The organism is Pseudomonas sp. NS1(2017) (genome assembly GCF_002269425.1).
In the GTDB taxonomy this organism is placed as follows: Bacteria; Pseudomonadota; Gammaproteobacteria; order Pseudomonadales; family Pseudomonadaceae; genus Aquipseudomonas; species Aquipseudomonas reactans.
In genome coordinates this window covers 3,179,450-3,195,053 of record NZ_CP022960.1, presented here as the reverse complement: position 1 = coordinate 3,195,053, position 15,604 = coordinate 3,179,450, and the positions used below count along the sequence as shown (strand labels likewise).

Sequence of the window (15,604 nt, the reverse complement as noted above, 5' to 3'; positions counted from 1 at the left end):
CGTAGTGATGGCTACAGTATCGTTAGCCACCTGAGCTGGATAAACTGCACATTCCTGCAATGACTTTAAATCAAGGCTTGATAATGGACCTGTTTCAGGCAATGTCGGTGTACGTGAAAGTGGTCGAGACCGGCAGCATGACAGCGGCAGCCCAGGCCTGCGGCATGTCGACCACTATGGTTGGCAATCACCTGCGTGCCTTGGAGCAGCGACTCGGCGTCAGCCTGCTCAAACGCACCACGCGCAAACAGAGCCTCACGGAATTTGGCAGGCAGTATTACCAGCGTTGCCTGGAAGTGCTGGGGCTGGTGGCCGACTCAGAGCAACTCGCCGAACAAGCTCACAGCGATGTTCCCAAAGGAAATCTGCGCATCACCGCGCCTCCCGTGTTCGGCACCGAACGCCTTACACCCGCCTTGAGTGAATTTTCCCGACGCTACCCGCTGATCAACCTGTACGTGGTATTGAGCAATGAGCGGATGGATCTGGTCGACAGTGGCTTTGACGTGGCGATCCGTCTCGGCGAGCTGGAAACCTCCAGCCTGATCGCCAGGCCAATGCAGGACTACACCCTCACCCTCTGCGCCTCACCTGAATACCTGGCGCGACGGGGCACGCCGCAGACGCCCGATGACCTGCAACAGCACGACTGCCTGGCGTTCGCCTACCCAGCGAGCGACAACTGGCGCGACGCCGACAAACTGTGGCGCATGACCGGCGAGGGCGGCGAGGTGGAGGTACCGGTCTCCGGCTCATTGACCATCAACAGCTCGCAAGGCTTGCGCCAGGCGGCCGTCAACGGCATGGGCATCATCATGCTGGCCGATGCCCTGGTGCAACCGGACCTGGAAAGCGGCAAGCTCGTGGCCTTGCTCACCGCCTATCGATTGCCCAGCCGCCCCATGCACCTGCTCTACGGCCAGGACCGTTTTCGCCTGCCGAAACTGCGCGCCTTCGTGGATTTCGCCATGGAGAAGTGGGCGCGCTAGAAGCCCACACCCAACGCTCTCAATTGCGCGGCAGTGCGCTCGGCAGACACATGGTGGATCCCCTGCCAGCCGAGGGCGATGGCCGCTTCGATATTGCCGGCCACATCATCGATAAATACCACTTCCGTCGGCTGGATATCCGGCAGGTGCGCCCGAACCTGGTTTAGGCTGGCGTTGTAGATGGCAGCGTCGGGCTTGATCAATTTCAGCTCGCCGGACACCACAATATCGCGAAAACGCTGGAGGAACGGGTAGTTGGCCCGCGCATAAGGGAATGTCTCAGCTGACCAGTTGGTGAGCCCGAACAGCGGCATATCGACCTGGTGCAGCGCCTCGAGAATCGCCACGCCTTCCGGTAGCGGACCACGCAGCATTTCGTGCCAGCGGTCGTAATAGGCCTGGATCAAGTGCTCATGGTCTGGGTGCTGCTTGATCAGGCTGAGGGTGCCGTCGGCCAGGGAGCGACCGGCGTCCTGCTCGGTGTTCCAGGCCTGGGTGCAGATGTTCTCGAGAAACCATTGCCGCTCGTGATCGTCGGCAATCAGCTTGCGGTACAGGTGCTGCGGGTTCCAATCGAACAGGACACCGCCGAAATCAAAAACCACTGCACGAATCGTCATTAGATCCTCCGTTAGTACGCGTTGATAGCGCACGGAGTCTGGCATATCGGAGGGATCAGGCGCTGCTCAAAAATGTGTAGGAGGGTTCTGAGAGCAGCCTTTTTTGCAGGCCATAAAAAACGGCCCCGAAGGGCCGTTTTCTCAAACCGGATCGTTTATGCCTGGATCAGGCCGTTGATCTTCACGGTCGGGTTCACGTCAGCGTCATAGTCCACGCCGTCGATTTCAAAGCCGAACAGACGCAGGAATTCAGCCTTGTAGCCGGCGAAATCGCTGATCTCGTTGACGTTGTCGTCGGTGACCTGGTTCCACAGAGCTGCCACGGCGTCCTGGACCTTCGGCTCCAGCTCGGCCAGGTCGGCACGCAGGCGGCCATCGGCGTCGAGTTTCGGCTGGCTGCCGTACAGGCTGTCCTTGAACAGGCCGTAGACCTGCTCGATGCAACCTTCGTGGGTGCCCTGCTCTTTCATCACTTTGAACAGCAGCGACAGGTACAGCGGCATGATCGGGATGGCCGAGCTGGCCTGGGTGACCACGGCCTTGAGCACCGACACACGGGCATCGCCCTTGAGTGCAGCGAGGTTGTCGCGCAGGGTCAGGACTTTCTTGTCGAGGTCTTTCTTGGCTTCGCCGATGGAGCCGTTCCAGTAGATGTCCTGGGTCAGCTTCTCACCAAGGTAGGTGAACGCAGTGGTCTTGGCGCCTTCGGCCAGCACGTCGGCGTCACGCAGGGCGTCGATCCACAGCTGCCAGTCTTCGCCGCCCATCACTTTGACGGTGCCGTCGATTTCTTCCTGGGTCGCAGGCTCCAGCGTGGTGTCGACCACAACGCCCTTGTCGGTGTTGATACCGCGCAGGGTCACGGCCTTGCCGATCGGCTTGAGGGTGGAGTTGTGCACCACGCCTTGCGGGTCGGTACGGCGTGGCGCGGCCAGGCTGTAGACGACCAGGTCGATCTTGCCCAGGTCTTTCTTGATGGTTTCGATGGTCAGGCGCTTGATCTCGTCGGAGAACGCGTCGCCGTTGATGCTCTTGGCGTACAGGCCTTTCTCGACAGCAAACTTCTCGAACGCGGCGCTGTTGTACCAGCCGGCGGAGCTCAGCTTGCCTTCTTCGCCTTCTTTCTCAAAAAACACGCCCAGGGTGTCGGCGCCGCAGCCGAAGGCAGCACTGATGCGCGCGGCCAGACCGTAGCCGGTGGACGCACCGAGGACCAGCACCTTTTTCGGGCCGCCTTCGATGACGCCGTGTTGAGTCACGTAGTCGATCTGTTCTTTGACGTTCGCTTCACAGCCAACAGGGTGAGCGGTCACACAGATGAAGCCACGAACCCGCGGTTTGATGATCATAAAATTTCTGCCTCTTCCAAGGTGCCGAAGGCCAGTGGTGGCCATTCAACTTCAATCGTACCGGTCTATGACGTCCAAAAAACCGAAGCGTCACGATAGTCGCAAATCTTCTGTTTACAAAATCCAATCCACACACCGCTGATCCGGTTAAAAACTGTGTAGCGCCTTCACAATTTTGCAATATTTAAAACGCCTCTCCAGCGCCGAACGCCTTATCATGACGCAGTTGTTTCAATATGTTTCAACCCTTCCCACTCGCAGCCACGGATCCGGACCTGTCGAATGGCGTCCAGCTGGAGCTGAGTTTCATGAGCAAGTCTGCCTTACGCAAAAAAGCCGTGTCGGTTGCCTGGGTACTCGGCGTTCTGCTGATTATTTGCCTGATCCCCCTGACGACTGCGGTATTTCTTGGCCTGGTCGTGGTCTGCGGGATCTATGATTTCCTGCGAAACGGCCTGTATGACCGTGACACTCTCAAGAAATATTTCATCGGCAGTGGCCGCAACACTTGGTTGCTGGCGCCGTTCAACACCCTGTTCGACCTGTTCAGTTCGCCTAACCGCCATGTCTACACCATGGCCGACCTGCCGCCGGCCTGGCGTGCAGACCTGCAGCACGTGATCGATGACGCCATGGCCCACAAGGACGAAATCATCGGTTACCTGGACGAACGCATGGCCGAGAAGAAGCGCGGCATGTTGTTTTTCCAGTGGTATGGCCAACCCATCGAGACCACCCTCGACCTCCCGGAACTGCGCAAAAAACTGCCGTTCGTGAAGACCATCGGCGTGTCGGTATTCAATGAAAACCGCTCCACGTCCTTTCACTTCGGCCCCCTGCGCATGATGTTCCGCGTGCTCTACAACATGGCACCGGCGCCCCATCACGAGGGCGTCTATATCCAGGTGGGCAAGCACAAGCATTACTGGCATGACGACCCGCTGTTTATTTTTGATGACACGCTGATGCATGCGTCTTTCAACAAAAATGATGCCAAGCGTTACTGCCTGTTTATCGATATCGTGCGGCCGACACCGGTGCCAAAGGTCCTCAACGCCGTGATCGCGGGGTTTGCCGGGATCGCCTTTACCCTGCGTCGAGTTTTCTACAAAAACTGGAAGCTGATTCAGTGAGTTCTGCGGCATGATGATGCTGGACAGTGTTTGCGCTCGGCCTTGCGCCTGAGGTAAATATCCGTCTCGTGCGACCGAATTCGGCGCCATCATTCTCAAGCCATCGCGGCCCGTCACGGGGGCGGTGGCTGCGCTTTCAAGGAATCAGAATGCCCCAACGTCAAGTCATCAATGCCTCCGTCAGCCCCAAGGGCAGCCTCGAAACCCTTTCCCAGCGTGAAGTCCAGCAACTGAGCGAAGCCGGTACCGGCAGCATCTACACCCTGTTCCGCCAGTGCGCCCTGGCGATCCTCAACACCGGCGCGCACATCGACAACGCCAAGACCATCCTCGACGCCTATAAAGACTTTGAAGTACGCATCCACCAGCAAGACCGTGGCGTACGCCTGGAACTGCTGAACGCACCCGCCGATGCCTTCGTCGATGGCGAAATGATCGCCAGCACTCGTGAAATGCTGTTCAGCGCCCTGCGCGACATTGTCTACACCGAGAACGAGCTGGACAGCCAGCGCATCGACCTGAGCAACTCCCAGGGCATCACCGACTACGTGTTTCACCTGCTGCGCAACGCCCGTACGCTGCGCCCCGGTGTCGAGCCGAAGATCGTGGTGTGCTGGGGCGGACACTCCATCAACACCGAAGAATACAAATACACCAAGAAGGTCGGCCACGAACTGGGCCTGCGCAGCCTCGACGTGTGTACGGGCTGCGGCCCTGGCGTAATGAAAGGCCCGATGAAAGGCGCGACCATTTCCCACGCCAAGCAACGCATTACCGGCGGGCGCTACTTGGGCCTGACCGAGCCCGGTATCATCGCTGCCGAAGCGCCCAACCCGATCGTCAATGAGCTGGTGATCCTGCCGGACATCGAAAAACGCCTGGAAGCCTTCGTGCGTGTAGGCCATGGCATCATCATCTTCCCAGGCGGCGCCGGCACGGCCGAAGAGTTCCTATACCTGCTGGGCATCCTGATGCACCCGGACAACCGCGACCTGCCGTTCCCGGTCATCCTCACCGGGCCGAAACACGCCGCGCCGTACCTGCAACAACTGCACGCATTCGTCGGCGCCACCCTGGGCGAAGCGGCGCAGGCGCACTATCAAATCATCATCGACGACCCGGCCGAAGTGGCGCGTCAGATGACCGTAGGGCTCAAAGCGGTGAAACAGTTCCGCCGCGAGCGCAACGACGCCTTCCACTTCAACTGGCTGCTGAAGATCGATGAGGGCTTCCAGCGCCCGTTCGACCCTACCCACGAGAACATGGCCAGCCTGCAACTGAGCCACGCGCTGCCGCCCCACGAACTGGCCGCCAACCTGCGCCGCGCGTTCTCCGGCATTGTGGCCGGCAACGTCAAGGACAAGGGCATCCGCCTGATCGAGCAGAACGGTCCCTACGAGATTCACGGCGACCCGGCGATCATGAAGCCACTGGATGAGCTGTTGCAGGCGTTTGTCGCCCAGCACCGAATGAAGTTGCCGGGCGGTGCGGCGTACGTGCCGTGCTATCGCGTGGTTCAGTGAACTAGCGCTGCACCGCCACGCATTTGATCTCCACCAGCAAACCGGGGTGCGCCAGTTCGGACACCCCGAGGGTGGTCCAGGCGCACTGCCCGCGTGGGAACAGGCGGTTTTTCACATCACGGAAAACCGCCATATGCTGGCTCATGTTGACGTGGTAGGTGGTCATGTCCACCACGTCGTCGAAGGTGCAGCCACCCTCCTCCAGGACCTGCCTCAGGTTCTCCCAGGCTGCAATGAATTGCGCCTCTGGGTCTTCAATCACCGCCAATTCGACGGTACGCCCGACCTGCCCGGCGCAGTACAACGTCTTGCCGACTTTGACGGCGGGCACGTAGCCGGCGCGCTCGACGATGGGCTGCATGGAGGCAGGGATGATGAGGTGGCGGTCGGTCATATGTTGTATCTCTTTGCGGGCGTTTTCGGGCGTGCCATCGGCATAACTCAGGCTATCTTTTTACCTGTTCCGATCAACTCACACCAGAAGAGCAACCTATGGACCAACGGATCTTGTCCTCCATAATTCCTTACCCTAAGGTAAGGAGCATCACGATGGAGATCTTCACTATGGCCACCGCCACGCTTACTTCAAAAGGGCAAATCACCATTCCCGTCCAGGTCAGAACCGCCCTGGGCCTGGAGACAGGCGATCGCGTTGAATTTGTCGAAATGGAAGACGGTAAATTTTCCATGATTGCCGCCAGCAAAACCGTACACGACCTCAAAGGCCTGATCCAAAAGCCCGCCAAGGCCGTCTCCCTGGATGAGATGAACCGTGCCATCGCGGCACAAGGGGTGAAAGCTGGATGATCGGGCTGGATACCAATGTGCTGGTGCGTTATGTCACTCAGGACGATCCCGTCCAATCGCCTAAGGCATCTGAATTGATTGAATCGCTCACCCCCTTTGCACCGGGCTTTGTCAGCCTGGTGTCCGTGGTGGAATTGGTATGGGTTCTACAAAGTTGTTATCAGTCTGCCAAGGGTGATGTAGTGACCGTTCTCGAAACGCTGCTACGCACCCGAGAATTGACCATCGAACACGCCGAGATCATCTGGAAGGCACTGCGACGATTCACCGCCAGCAAAGCCGATTTCGCGGACTGCCTGATCGAACGCTGTGGCCATGCTGCAGGCTGCGAATACACAGCCACTTTTGATCTGAACGCTGCCAAGACGGTAGGCATGCAACGTCTGGTCTGAGGCTTGCCGTTGCGACGTCCTTCAGGCTTTGGTAAAAATCGCGCTCAACCCCCATCAAGAGAACGACCAACGTGCGCATGCTCCTTCTCGCTACCTTGACGATGGCCTCCGGCATGGCCGTCGCCGACACCATCACCTGGCCCGATCTGCCAAAAACCTGCTTCGTCAGTGGCCGTTCGGCCACCAGCATGGACGTCGACGCAGGCTGCGCGGCGTTCCTGATCAATGTCAAAGGCCAGGCGGCGGGCACGCCGATCAAGCTGGATATTCCGCAGTACGCCTTGCACATAGACGAAACCACCGGCAAGGAAACCCCGGTGATCCTTATCCAGGCCGAAGAAAACGGCGAAATCAAAGCCGTGGGCTACAAGGAGCTGGGCACCGATCAACTCGGCGCCGCGCTGCTGCGTGAGGTTCGACTCCTGGGCACCACGAAGCCGATCTAGCCAAGGTTCAGCGAACCCAGCCACCGCCTTGCCAATGGTAACCGTCATTGCGCTGCACCCAATGCGGATGCACATAGCGGTATCCTTCGCGTACTGGCTCCCAATGGCCGTGCACCGCGACATAACGCCCGCCCTCCCAACGCCAGTAACCACGTGACCATATATAGCCGTAGCGTACCGGTGGCTCGACTTCAATCACCTGCACCGGCGGCGGTTGTGGCGCAACAACTTCTACATACTCGCGTTGCACCGGCCTGCGCTCATGCACGACGCGCTCTTGCACACACCCGGATGCTGCGACGACCATGGCCGTCAATGCCGCATAACGTAGCCACATACAAAACCCTCGGGCGCTGGCGCCCAACACTTGCACCGCTGAAAATCCCCCCGTTGTGACAGCCGTGCTCCTGCCTGGCTGTGGGTATTTTTAACAGGTGGTGTCTGTCAGCTTGCTGAACCCGCACGCCTCAAGTGGCACACGCGACAGTCGGTCGTTTCAGGCGCACTAGCAGCAGTCCGGCGACTAGCACGGCAATGCCGGCGTAGGTCGAGGCGGTGATCGCATCGCCAAACATCAGCGCCGCCCACACCAGCGTCACGGGCGGCTCCAGGTAGACCAACGCCGCCACGTGGGTTGCGCTCATCACACGTAGCAGCATCCATAGGCTCAGGTAGGCAACGAAGGTAGAGAACACCGTTAGCCAGACGATTGAGATCAAAACGTCAGGGTCATGGGGAATACTCAGCGTGTCGGTATAGAGCACGGCGGCGGTAAAACCGATCAAGGTCAGCAGCGACTGGATGAACAGCGGCAGGACCAAACCCGCGTCGTGATTTTGCACGGTGCGACGCTCATACAGGGTTGCCAGCGTCAGCCCCAGCGCTGCCGCCAGCGGCAACAGGTACATGACCAGGCCGACGCCCGTCCCGCCACTGCCGTACTGCCCGGCAATCACGATGGAAACGCCAACGAAACTGAGCATCAGGCCACTCCATTGCCAGCCCCCACTGCGCTCGGTCACATTGCCAGTCGACAACGCCGCCGTCATCAACGGCTGCAGCGCCGCAATGATCGCGGCGATCCCGGGCGGCAAGCCATTCTGGATCGCGACGTAGAGGCAACTCAGGTACAGGAACTGCGAGAGAAACCCGATGATGGCGTAATGGCGAATCTGCACCCATGAGACCTTCAACAACCTGATGTTCAGGAACAGTCCCAGGCAAACCGACACCAACAAGAATCGCCAGAACAGCAGGTTGAACGCCCCGCCGCCCTGCGTGCCCAATTTGGCACCGATATAGCCCGAACTCCACGACAGCACAAATGCCACCTGCAACAGCAGCCGCTTTAACGTTGATCGCGTCATGAAACCTCCCGTCAGTGCACATTGACTGAAAGGCTAAAGGCCACGCATGATTCTGTATATTTGAATAACCTGCACAATCAATCCGCAAAAGTGGAACCATGGCCAAACAACTGAATATCGACCTGTTGCGTACTTTCCACGCCGTGGCGCGCTTCGGGCGATTCAACGAAGCGGCCGAGCATGTGCACCGCAGTGCGTCCACGGTGACCACACAGGTACAAAAGCTGGAAGATCAGGTGGGCCAGCGCCTGTTCAGCCGCAGCAATCAAGGCGTGGAATTGACGCTCTATGGCAAGAAGCTAGTGGGTGAAACCACTGAGTTCCTCAAGAGTCATGATCGCCTGCTGATCTCGCTGATGCCCCAACGCATGCAGGGCAAGATCCGCCTGGGCGTGCCGGATACTTATGCACCTGCGTTCATCCAGGCATTTCTGCCACGGCTGATCGCCGATAACCCGTTGCTGGAGTTGGAAGTCGAAGCGCGCACCAGCGGTGAGCTGCTCAACCTGTTTATGACCAACCATCTGGACCTGACCATCACCGTCAGCGCACACCCTCTCGCCCAGGGAGAACGCCTAGGCTCCGTGCAGCCGCTGTGGGTTGCGGCCGAGCACTTCAGCTGTCCGTCGAATGCGCCGCTCCCCATCACTGTGCCCATCGCCGGTTGCCCGTATCGCGCCGCGGCCTTGCAGGTATTGAAGGATCATGGGATTTATCATCGCATGCTGCTGGAGAGCCCCAATTCATCCGCCGTTGAAGCCTGTATCCGCAGTGGCGTGGCGGTAGGCCTGATGGAGGAAAGCCGCATGGGTGAAGGGCTCAGGCAAATGACAGATCTACCCTCGTTGCCGACGCAGCACCTGTACCTGTTGTGCGATACCGGCAATGCGCTGGCATTGCATCTGCATGAGCAAGTCAGGCACTTCAAGGTGTGAACGCCAGGGACAAAAAAGCCCGCTGACCGTTACCGGTTCAGCGGGCTTTTTATATCGGCTCGATACTTGGCTTACAGCGCCAGGTCGGACGCCGGCTTGCTCGGCTCAGCCGCAGGCTTGGCAGCCTCGGTCGCCTGAGGAGCAGTGGCCTGCGGAATGACAGGCGGTGTAGGCAGTTGCAGGATATTGGCGGTGTAGGCCCACTCCTTGGCAACTGCTTCAGGGCTGTCGTTCAGCTTGGTGCCGTAGCTCGGTACGATCTGGTGCAGTTTGGTCTGCCACTCAGGGGTCGCGACCTTGTCCTTGAACACTTTCTGCAGCACGGTCAGCATGATCGGAGCCGCGGTGGACGCGCCTGGCGATGCACCCAACAGGCCGGCGATGGTGTTGTCGGCGGAGCTGACCACTTCGGTACCGAGTTTCAGGACGCCGCCCTGCTCTTCGTCACGCTTGATGATCTGCACGCGCTGACCGGCTTGCCACAGGCGCCAGTCGGATTGCTTGGCGTTCGGGAAGTACTCTTGCAGCGCCTTGAAGCGGTCGTCATCCGACAGCATCAGTTGGCCGGCGAGGTACTCGACCAGTGGGTATTCACGAATACCAACCTTGGTCATAGGCCAGATGTTGTGGGTGGTGGTGCTGGTCAGCAGGTCCAGGTACGAGCCTTCTTTCAGGAACTTGGTCGAGAAGGTCGCGAATGGGCCAAACAGGATCACGCGCTTGCCATCCAGCACACGAGTGTCCAGGTGCGGAACCGACATTGGCGGTGCGCCCACTGACGCTTTGCCGTAGGCCTTGGCCAGGTGCGCCTCGGCCACGGTTGGGTTATCGGTTACCAGGAACGAGCCGCCTACCGGGAAGCCAGCGTATTCCTTGGCTTCAGGAATGCCGGATTTTTGCAGCAGGTGCAGTGCACCGCCGCCGGCGCCGATGAACACGAACTTGGCGTCGGTTTCAGTCTTGGTGCCGTCTTTCAGGTTTTTGTAGCTCACACGCCACGAACCGTCGGCGTTCTTGGTGATGTCCTGCACTTCGCTCGACAGTTTCAGGTCGAACTTCGGCGTAGTCTGCAGGTGAGCGACGAACTGGCGGGTGATCTCGCCGAAGTTCATGTCGGTACCCAGCGGGCTCCAGGTGGCCGCGATTTTCTGGTTCGGGTCACGCCCTTCCATCATCAGCGGAACCCACTTGGCGATCTGCGCCGGGTCTTCGGAGTACTGCATACCGGCGAACAGCGGGCTCGCCTTCAGGGCTTCGTAGCGTTTTTTCAGGAACTTGATGTTGTCGTCGCCCCACACAAAGCTCATGTGCGGCGTGGTGTTGATGAACGAACGCGGGTTCTTCAGCACGCCCTGCTGGACCTGCCAGGCCCAGAACTGACGGGAGATCTGGAACGCTTCGTTGATCTCGACCGCTTTCGGGATCTCAACGTTGCCGTTCTTGTCTTCCGGGGTGTAGTTCAGCTCAGCCAGGGCCGAGTGACCAGTACCGGCGTTGTTCCAGCCGTTGGAGCTTTCTTCGGCCACGCCATCGAGGCGCTCGACCATCTCCATCGACCAGCCCGGCTCCAGCTCATTGAGCCATACACCCAGGGTCGCACTCATGATGCCGCCGCCAATCAGCAGCACATCGACTTTCTTTGCCTCTTCCGCGTGAGCGGAGCTGATCCCCAGCGACAAAGCCAGCCCCAGCAGGGCAGTGTTTACTTTTTTAAACATCAGTAGCACCTATGATAAAACGCCATCCGCCCTACCGCCCCTGATCATGGGCAACCCTCCATCACGCTGCGCCAGGCAACGCACCGCGGGGTTTGCACATTCACGAGAGAACCGCAGGGTGGGCACACAAGGCCGACGTATCGACCTCACTTTTATGTCCCTTCTGCGCTGACTTCTTATCATTATTGGCTTCAGCTACCTGGGTAACAGCCAATCGCTGGGACGTATACGGATGTACATACCAGAGACAGACTAGACCAAGATGGCGCGCAGAATATCATGCTCCGACGAGATCGGGCGTCTGTTCTAGACTCGACGGTTCTACAGGCAGCAGGCTCAGCGCCACGTCGACGGACTGGTGGAGGCGATCCGCAGAGACGCCGTCTCGCGCCTGAGTAGAAATACCGTGCAGGAACGTCGCGTAGAAATCGCCCAGCCCCTGCACATCGACGTCCTCACCGAGCTCTTGATTGGCCTTGGCTTGCTGCAGCCTGGCGATGATCGAGTCGGTGCGTTGCCTGCGGCGTTCACGCAACCATTGTTGAACCTCCGCACCGTCCGGGCTGGTGCTGCTCGCCGCACTCACCACCAGGCACCCGGCGGGGCGGCCGGGTTGCGTGTAGGTGGTGATGGCATCGTCAAGCATGCGTTTGATGGCGCTTCTAACGCCCGGTTCAAGCAGCGCACGGCCCGCAAAACCGCCCTCGGCCTGTTCGTACAAAGCCACAGCCTCGCGAAACAACCCCTCTTTGCTGCCAAACGCGGCATAGATCCTCGCCGAGGCAATGCCCAAGGCCTCCACCAATGCAGACATGCTGGTGCCCTCGTAACCTTGCTCCCAGAACAGCCGCATGGCGCGTTCCAGTGCGGCTTCCCTATCAAATTCGCGCGGACGTCCGGCCATTGTTCGCTTACCTGGTGGTGGTGTGCCGCCACTTTAACGCATATCGAGTTGACGCTGACAAACCTGCCGGCCTATTCTTTGTCGATCGACAAACAATAGGAACATTTCGATGCGTACGCTTAAAGGTCCCAGCCTGCACTTGGCGCAATTCAGTCACACCGAGCCACCGTTCAACAGCCTGGAAGCGATTGCCCAATGGGCCAAGGCCAAAGGCTTCAAGGCACTGCAAATTCCCGCCTGGGACAGTCGCTTCTTCGACGTCGAACTGGCAGCTGGCAGCCAGGCCTACTGCGACGATATCAAAGGCACCCTCGCCAGCCACGGTTTGCAGATCAGCGAACTGACCAGCCACATCTTCGGCCAACTGGTCGCCGTGCATCCCGCCTACGACGCTCTGTGGGATGCCTCTGTCCCAGCGCCGCTACGGGGCAATCCGCAGGCTCGCACGCAATGGGCGATCGAACGCATGCACATGAGCATCATTGCCTCGCAACGGCTGGGCCTTGAAGACTTGGGCACGTTCTCCGGCTCGCTCGCCTGGCCCTATCTGTTCCCCTTCCCACAACGCCCGGACGGCCTGATCGATGCAGCCTTCGACGAGTTGGCCCGACGTTGGCGACCGCTTCTGGATCTGGGCGAGCAACACGGCGTCAACCTCTGCTACGAAATCCATCCCAGCGAAGACCTGCACGACGGCACCAGCTTCGAGCGCTTCTATGAGCGCGTCGGCCAGCATGCGCGTTGCCGGATACTGTTCGACCCCAGCCACTTCGTCCTGCAACAGCTGGACTACCTGAGCTACCTGGACATTTACAGGTCATTCATCCGCATGTTTCACGTCAAGGATGCCGAGTTCAATCCCACTGGCCGCCAAGGCATCTACGGCGGCTACAGCGCGTGGGCCGACCGCGCCGGACGCTTCCGCTCGCTGGGGGATGGCCAAGTCGACTTCAAGGGTATCTTCTCCAAACTGGCCCAATACGATTACCCCGGCTGGGCGACGCTGGAGTGGGAGTGCTGCCTGAAAAACCAGGAAGACGGCGCGCGCGAAGGCGTGGAGTTCATCAACCGCCACATTATCGGCGTCACCGACCGCACTTTCGACGACTTCGCCGACGCGTCGGTCGCGCCCCAACAGATCCAGGCCATGCTCGGCCTGACGCAAACGCTTGAGGCACGCCCATGAACGCAGCAACGGCTCCATCCCTGAACACCGAAGACACCTTCACCCACCATTACGTCCGCGTTGATGGCAAAAAACTCCACTGTGTCATGGCCGGCAACGGCGACCCGGTGCTGTTGATACCCGGCTGGCCACAAACCTGGTATGCCTTCCGCCACGTCATGCACGCCCTGGCTGCCCAGGGTTACCAGGCCATCGCCGTCGACCCCCCAGGGCTCGGCAACTCGGACCGACCGGAACAGGGTTACGACACCGGCAATATCGCCGATGTACTGCACCGGGCCCTGCTCGCGCTGGATATCACGCGTTATCACATTGTCGGGCACGATATCGGGATGTGGGTGGGCTATGCGCTGGCCAGTGACCAGCCACAGGCCGTGCGCACACTCACGCTGACCGAAGCCGTGATCCCCGGCCTCGCGCCAGCACCGCCCATATTCGTCGCACCGGAACAGAACATCTTCCTCTGGCATTTTCTGTTCAACCAAGTCCAGGACCTGCCCGAAGCGCTGATCACCGGGCGCGAAGAAACCTACCTCAACTTCATGTTTGATCGCTGGGCGTTTCACCGCGATGCCGTCGCCTCCGAGGTCTACATCCGTGCCTACTCGTCCCCGGGCGGACTGCGCGCGGGGTTTGACTACTACCGCGCGATTCCCGAAACCATCCGACAAAACCAAGCCCGGGCAACCCGACAATTGCAGATGCCGGTTCTGGCCATCGGCGCCGAACACGCCACCAACGATGCGCCACTGGTGACGCTGGAGGAGCGTGCAGTGGATCTGCGCGGGGCGATCATCGCGGACTGCGGGCATTTTGTGATGGAAGAAGCGCCAAGGGCGTTTTGCCAACATTTGCTCGATTTTTTGATAGCGCACCCGGCGCCGTAAGGGATTAGCGGCACTTTAGGGGAACTCCTGCGTAAAAGGCTGTTCTAGACACCCTCGCCGCTGCTTGCGTAGCATCAGCGGCTCTCCTTCGTGCTCTCCATCCAAACCTAGAGTTACCCATGACTATCCAGCAAACACCCGGGCACGTGCTGCCCGCGCGCAGCGCCGCCAAAATGGAAGCGGCCATGGCCGTGGGCGCCTTCGCGATCGGTACTGGCGAATTTGCCATCATGGGGCTGATGCCCGACATCGCCCAAAACCTGGGCTTGAGCGAACCTCAGGTCGGCCATGCCATCAGCGCCTATGCCCTGGGCGTCATGGTCGGCGCGCCACTGCTGGCCATCCTCGGCGCCAAGCTGCTGCGCAAACACATGCTGCTGTTGCTGATGGGCCTGTACGCCCTGGGCAACCTCGCCACCGCCTTCACCCCGACCTTCGGCTCGCTGGTAGCCTTCCGCTTTATCAGCGGCCTGCCCCACGGCGCCTACTTCGGCATCGCCGCCGTGGTCGCCTCCAGCATGGTGCCCAACGACAAACGCGCCGGCGCCGTAGCCCGCGTGATGATGGGCCTGACCCTGGCTATGCTGCTCGGCAACCCCATCGCCACCTTCCTCGGCCAACACCTGGGCTGGCGCTCGGCGTTTGCACTGGTCAGCGTGATTGCCCTGTGCACCATTGCCCTAGTCTGGCAGTTCGTGCCGGATCGCCGCGACGAACCGCGCAGCGACCCGCGCAAGGAATTGCGTGCGTTCACCAAACCGCAGGTGTGGATGGCGCTGTCCATCGGCGCAATCGGGTTTGCCGGGATGTTCTGCGTGTTCAGCTATTTGGCGCCGACCATGCTGGAAGTGACCAAAGTGTCGCCGCAGTGGATTCCGTTTGGTCTGGCCGCGTTCGGTGTCGGCGGAATCATCGGCAACATTGCGGGCGGTAAACTGTTTGACCGCCTGCAATTTCGGGCGGTGGGCTGGATTATGGTGTGGTCAATGGCCGTGCTGATCTTCTTCACCTTCGCTGCCAGCTCACTGTGGAGCGTGCTGCTGGGCATTGGCCTGGTCGGTACCATGATTGCCATGGCTGCGCCGCTGCAAATCCGCCTGATGGATATTGCCCATGAAGCGCCGAGTTTGGCGGCAGCCTCCAACCATGCGGCGTTTAACCTGGCAAATGCGCTGGGCCCGTGGTTGGGTGGGATGGCGATTACGGCGGGGTACGGGTGGACCAGCACCGGCTACATCGGCGCGGCTACGGCGCTGATCGGCCTGGGCATCTACCTCATCGCCCGGCGCATGAAGGGCGGCCACTAGCTTTTCTGTAGGAGCGAGCTTGCTCGCGAAAATCGCCAACG

The 15,604-nt window shown here is 59.9% G+C and carries 17 protein-coding genes; 10 read left to right on the top strand and 7 right to left on the bottom strand.

Annotated elements, in window-relative coordinates; genetic code table 11:
* Positions 1-83 precede the first annotated feature (83 nt).
* A complete protein-coding gene (locus tag CI807_RS15160) occupies positions 84-989 on the top strand; it encodes a LysR family transcriptional regulator (protein ID WP_095015209.1) in 906 nt (301 codons plus the stop codon).
* Here the strand turns inward: CI807_RS15160 and CI807_RS15155 are convergent.
* The gene (locus CI807_RS15155) at positions 986-1,609 is read right to left on the bottom strand and encodes an HAD family phosphatase (protein ID WP_095015208.1); all 624 of its coding nucleotides are present in this window, start codon (positions 1,607-1,609) and stop codon (positions 986-988) included. The two genes, CI807_RS15160 and CI807_RS15155, sit on opposite strands and share 4 nt — an antisense overlap.
* A 155-nt stretch (positions 1,610-1,764) precedes the next feature.
* On the bottom strand, positions 1,765-2,958 hold the full coding sequence (gene fabV / locus CI807_RS15150) for an enoyl-ACP reductase FabV (RefSeq protein WP_016975302.1): 1,194 nt from the start codon (positions 2,956-2,958) through the stop codon (positions 1,765-1,767).
* A gap of 308 nt (positions 2,959-3,266) precedes the next feature.
* Between fabV and CI807_RS15145 the strand changes: the two genes are divergently transcribed.
* Positions 3,267-4,091: an aspartyl/asparaginyl beta-hydroxylase domain-containing protein gene (locus CI807_RS15145; protein ID WP_095015207.1), complete on the top strand. Its 825-nt coding sequence runs from the start codon at positions 3,267-3,269 to the stop codon at positions 4,089-4,091.
* Positions 4,092-4,240: 149 nt separating this feature from the next.
* Positions 4,241-5,614 carry a nucleotide 5'-monophosphate nucleosidase PpnN gene (gene ppnN, locus CI807_RS15140; RefSeq protein WP_010212000.1) on the top strand — a complete coding sequence of 458 codons (1,374 nt, stop codon included), beginning with the start codon at positions 4,241-4,243 and terminating at the stop codon, positions 5,612-5,614.
* 1 nt (position 5,615) lies between these two features.
* On the opposite strand, the gene CI807_RS15135 is transcribed toward ppnN, so the two are convergent.
* On the bottom strand, positions 5,616-6,008 hold the full coding sequence (locus CI807_RS15135) for a RidA family protein (RefSeq protein WP_095015206.1): 393 nt from the start codon (positions 6,006-6,008) through the stop codon (positions 5,616-5,618).
* A 155-nt stretch (positions 6,009-6,163) separates the two neighbouring features.
* On the opposite strand from CI807_RS15135, the gene CI807_RS15130 reads away from it, so the two are divergent.
* The 3 genes from CI807_RS15130 (at position 6,164) to CI807_RS15120 (ending at position 7,259) form a co-directional block, all read left to right on the top strand.
* Complete coding sequence (locus CI807_RS15130; RefSeq protein ID WP_095015205.1) at positions 6,164-6,421, top strand: AbrB/MazE/SpoVT family DNA-binding domain-containing protein; 258 nt, start codon at positions 6,164-6,166, stop codon at positions 6,419-6,421.
* The gene (locus tag CI807_RS15125) at positions 6,418-6,813 is read left to right on the top strand and encodes a PIN domain-containing protein (protein ID WP_016975298.1); all 396 of its coding nucleotides are present in this window, start codon (positions 6,418-6,420) and stop codon (positions 6,811-6,813) included. Before CI807_RS15130 ends, CI807_RS15125 begins: the two co-directional genes overlap by 4 nt.
* A 101-nt stretch (positions 6,814-6,914) precedes the next feature.
* The gene (locus CI807_RS15120; protein WP_095017557.1) at positions 6,915-7,259 is read left to right on the top strand and encodes a hypothetical protein; all 345 of its coding nucleotides are present in this window, start codon (positions 6,915-6,917) and stop codon (positions 7,257-7,259) included.
* Between the two features lie 7 nt (positions 7,260-7,266).
* Here the strand turns inward: CI807_RS15120 and CI807_RS15115 are convergent, their stop codons facing one another.
* Both CI807_RS15115 and CI807_RS15110 read right to left on the bottom strand, forming a co-directional pair.
* A complete protein-coding gene (locus CI807_RS15115; RefSeq protein ID WP_095015204.1) occupies positions 7,267-7,596 on the bottom strand; it encodes a YXWGXW repeat-containing protein in 330 nt (109 codons plus the stop codon).
* 130 nt (positions 7,597-7,726) lie between these two features.
* Positions 7,727-8,626, bottom strand: coding sequence for a DMT family transporter (locus CI807_RS15110; RefSeq protein ID WP_095015203.1), 900 nt, complete (start codon positions 8,624-8,626; stop codon positions 7,727-7,729).
* A gap of 98 nt (positions 8,627-8,724) precedes the next feature.
* On the opposite strand from CI807_RS15110, the gene CI807_RS15105 reads away from it, so the two are divergent.
* On the top strand, positions 8,725-9,561 hold the full coding sequence (locus tag CI807_RS15105) for a LysR family transcriptional regulator (protein ID WP_095015202.1): 837 nt from the start codon (positions 8,725-8,727) through the stop codon (positions 9,559-9,561).
* 71 nt (positions 9,562-9,632) lie between these two features.
* Here CI807_RS15105 and mqo read toward each other — a convergent pair whose 3' ends face one another.
* Complete coding sequence (mqo, locus tag CI807_RS15100) at positions 9,633-11,279, bottom strand: malate dehydrogenase (quinone) (RefSeq protein ID WP_095015201.1); 1,647 nt, start codon at positions 11,277-11,279, stop codon at positions 9,633-9,635.
* 277 nt (positions 11,280-11,556) lie between these two features.
* The gene (locus tag CI807_RS15095; RefSeq protein WP_095015200.1) at positions 11,557-12,183 is read right to left on the bottom strand and encodes a TetR/AcrR family transcriptional regulator; all 627 of its coding nucleotides are present in this window, start codon (positions 12,181-12,183) and stop codon (positions 11,557-11,559) included.
* A gap of 109 nt (positions 12,184-12,292) precedes the next feature.
* On the opposite strand from CI807_RS15095, the gene CI807_RS15090 reads away from it, so the two are divergent.
* From CI807_RS15090 to CI807_RS15080, 3 genes are all read left to right on the top strand, one after another.
* A complete protein-coding gene (locus CI807_RS15090; RefSeq protein WP_095015199.1) occupies positions 12,293-13,369 on the top strand; it encodes a sugar phosphate isomerase/epimerase in 1,077 nt (358 codons plus the stop codon).
* A complete protein-coding gene (locus tag CI807_RS15085) occupies positions 13,366-14,256 on the top strand; it encodes an alpha/beta fold hydrolase (protein WP_095015198.1) in 891 nt (296 codons plus the stop codon). The genes CI807_RS15090 and CI807_RS15085 overlap by 4 nt, the downstream gene beginning before the upstream one ends.
* A gap of 119 nt (positions 14,257-14,375) precedes the next feature.
* Positions 14,376-15,563: an MFS transporter gene (locus CI807_RS15080; RefSeq protein ID WP_095015197.1), complete on the top strand. Its 1,188-nt coding sequence runs from the start codon at positions 14,376-14,378 to the stop codon at positions 15,561-15,563.
* Positions 15,564-15,604: the final 41 nt, after the last annotated feature.

Excerpts from the sequence above, each read along its gene's own strand:
- CI807_RS15160 (WP_095015209.1), top strand. The coding sequence starts at position 84 with ATGGACCTGTTTCAGGCAATGTCGGTGTACGTGAAAGTGGTCGAGACC.
- CI807_RS15155 (WP_095015208.1), bottom strand. The coding sequence starts at position 1,609 with ATGACGATTCGTGCAGTGGTTTTTGATTTCGGCGGTGTCCTGTTCGAT.
- fabV (WP_016975302.1), bottom strand. The coding sequence starts at position 2,958 with ATGATCATCAAACCGCGGGTTCGTGGCTTCATCTGTGTGACCGCTCAC.
- CI807_RS15145 (WP_095015207.1), top strand. The coding sequence starts at position 3,267 with ATGAGCAAGTCTGCCTTACGCAAAAAAGCCGTGTCGGTTGCCTGGGTA.
- ppnN (WP_010212000.1), top strand. The coding sequence starts at position 4,241 with ATGCCCCAACGTCAAGTCATCAATGCCTCCGTCAGCCCCAAGGGCAGC.
- CI807_RS15135 (WP_095015206.1), bottom strand. The coding sequence starts at position 6,008 with ATGACCGACCGCCACCTCATCATCCCTGCCTCCATGCAGCCCATCGTC.
- CI807_RS15130 (WP_095015205.1), top strand. The coding sequence starts at position 6,164 with ATGGAGATCTTCACTATGGCCACCGCCACGCTTACTTCAAAAGGGCAA.
- CI807_RS15125 (WP_016975298.1), top strand. The coding sequence starts at position 6,418 with ATGATCGGGCTGGATACCAATGTGCTGGTGCGTTATGTCACTCAGGAC.
- CI807_RS15120 (WP_095017557.1), top strand. The coding sequence starts at position 6,915 with ATGGCCTCCGGCATGGCCGTCGCCGACACCATCACCTGGCCCGATCTG.
- CI807_RS15115 (WP_095015204.1), bottom strand. The coding sequence starts at position 7,596 with ATGTGGCTACGTTATGCGGCATTGACGGCCATGGTCGTCGCAGCATCC.
- CI807_RS15110 (WP_095015203.1), bottom strand. The coding sequence starts at position 8,626 with ATGACGCGATCAACGTTAAAGCGGCTGCTGTTGCAGGTGGCATTTGTG.
- CI807_RS15105 (WP_095015202.1), top strand. The coding sequence starts at position 8,725 with ATGGCCAAACAACTGAATATCGACCTGTTGCGTACTTTCCACGCCGTG.
- mqo (WP_095015201.1), bottom strand. The coding sequence starts at position 11,279 with ATGTTTAAAAAAGTAAACACTGCCCTGCTGGGGCTGGCTTTGTCGCTG.
- CI807_RS15095 (WP_095015200.1), bottom strand. The coding sequence starts at position 12,183 with ATGGCCGGACGTCCGCGCGAATTTGATAGGGAAGCCGCACTGGAACGC.
- CI807_RS15090 (WP_095015199.1), top strand. The coding sequence starts at position 12,293 with ATGCGTACGCTTAAAGGTCCCAGCCTGCACTTGGCGCAATTCAGTCAC.
- CI807_RS15085 (WP_095015198.1), top strand. The coding sequence starts at position 13,366 with ATGAACGCAGCAACGGCTCCATCCCTGAACACCGAAGACACCTTCACC.
- CI807_RS15080 (WP_095015197.1), top strand. The coding sequence starts at position 14,376 with ATGACTATCCAGCAAACACCCGGGCACGTGCTGCCCGCGCGCAGCGCC.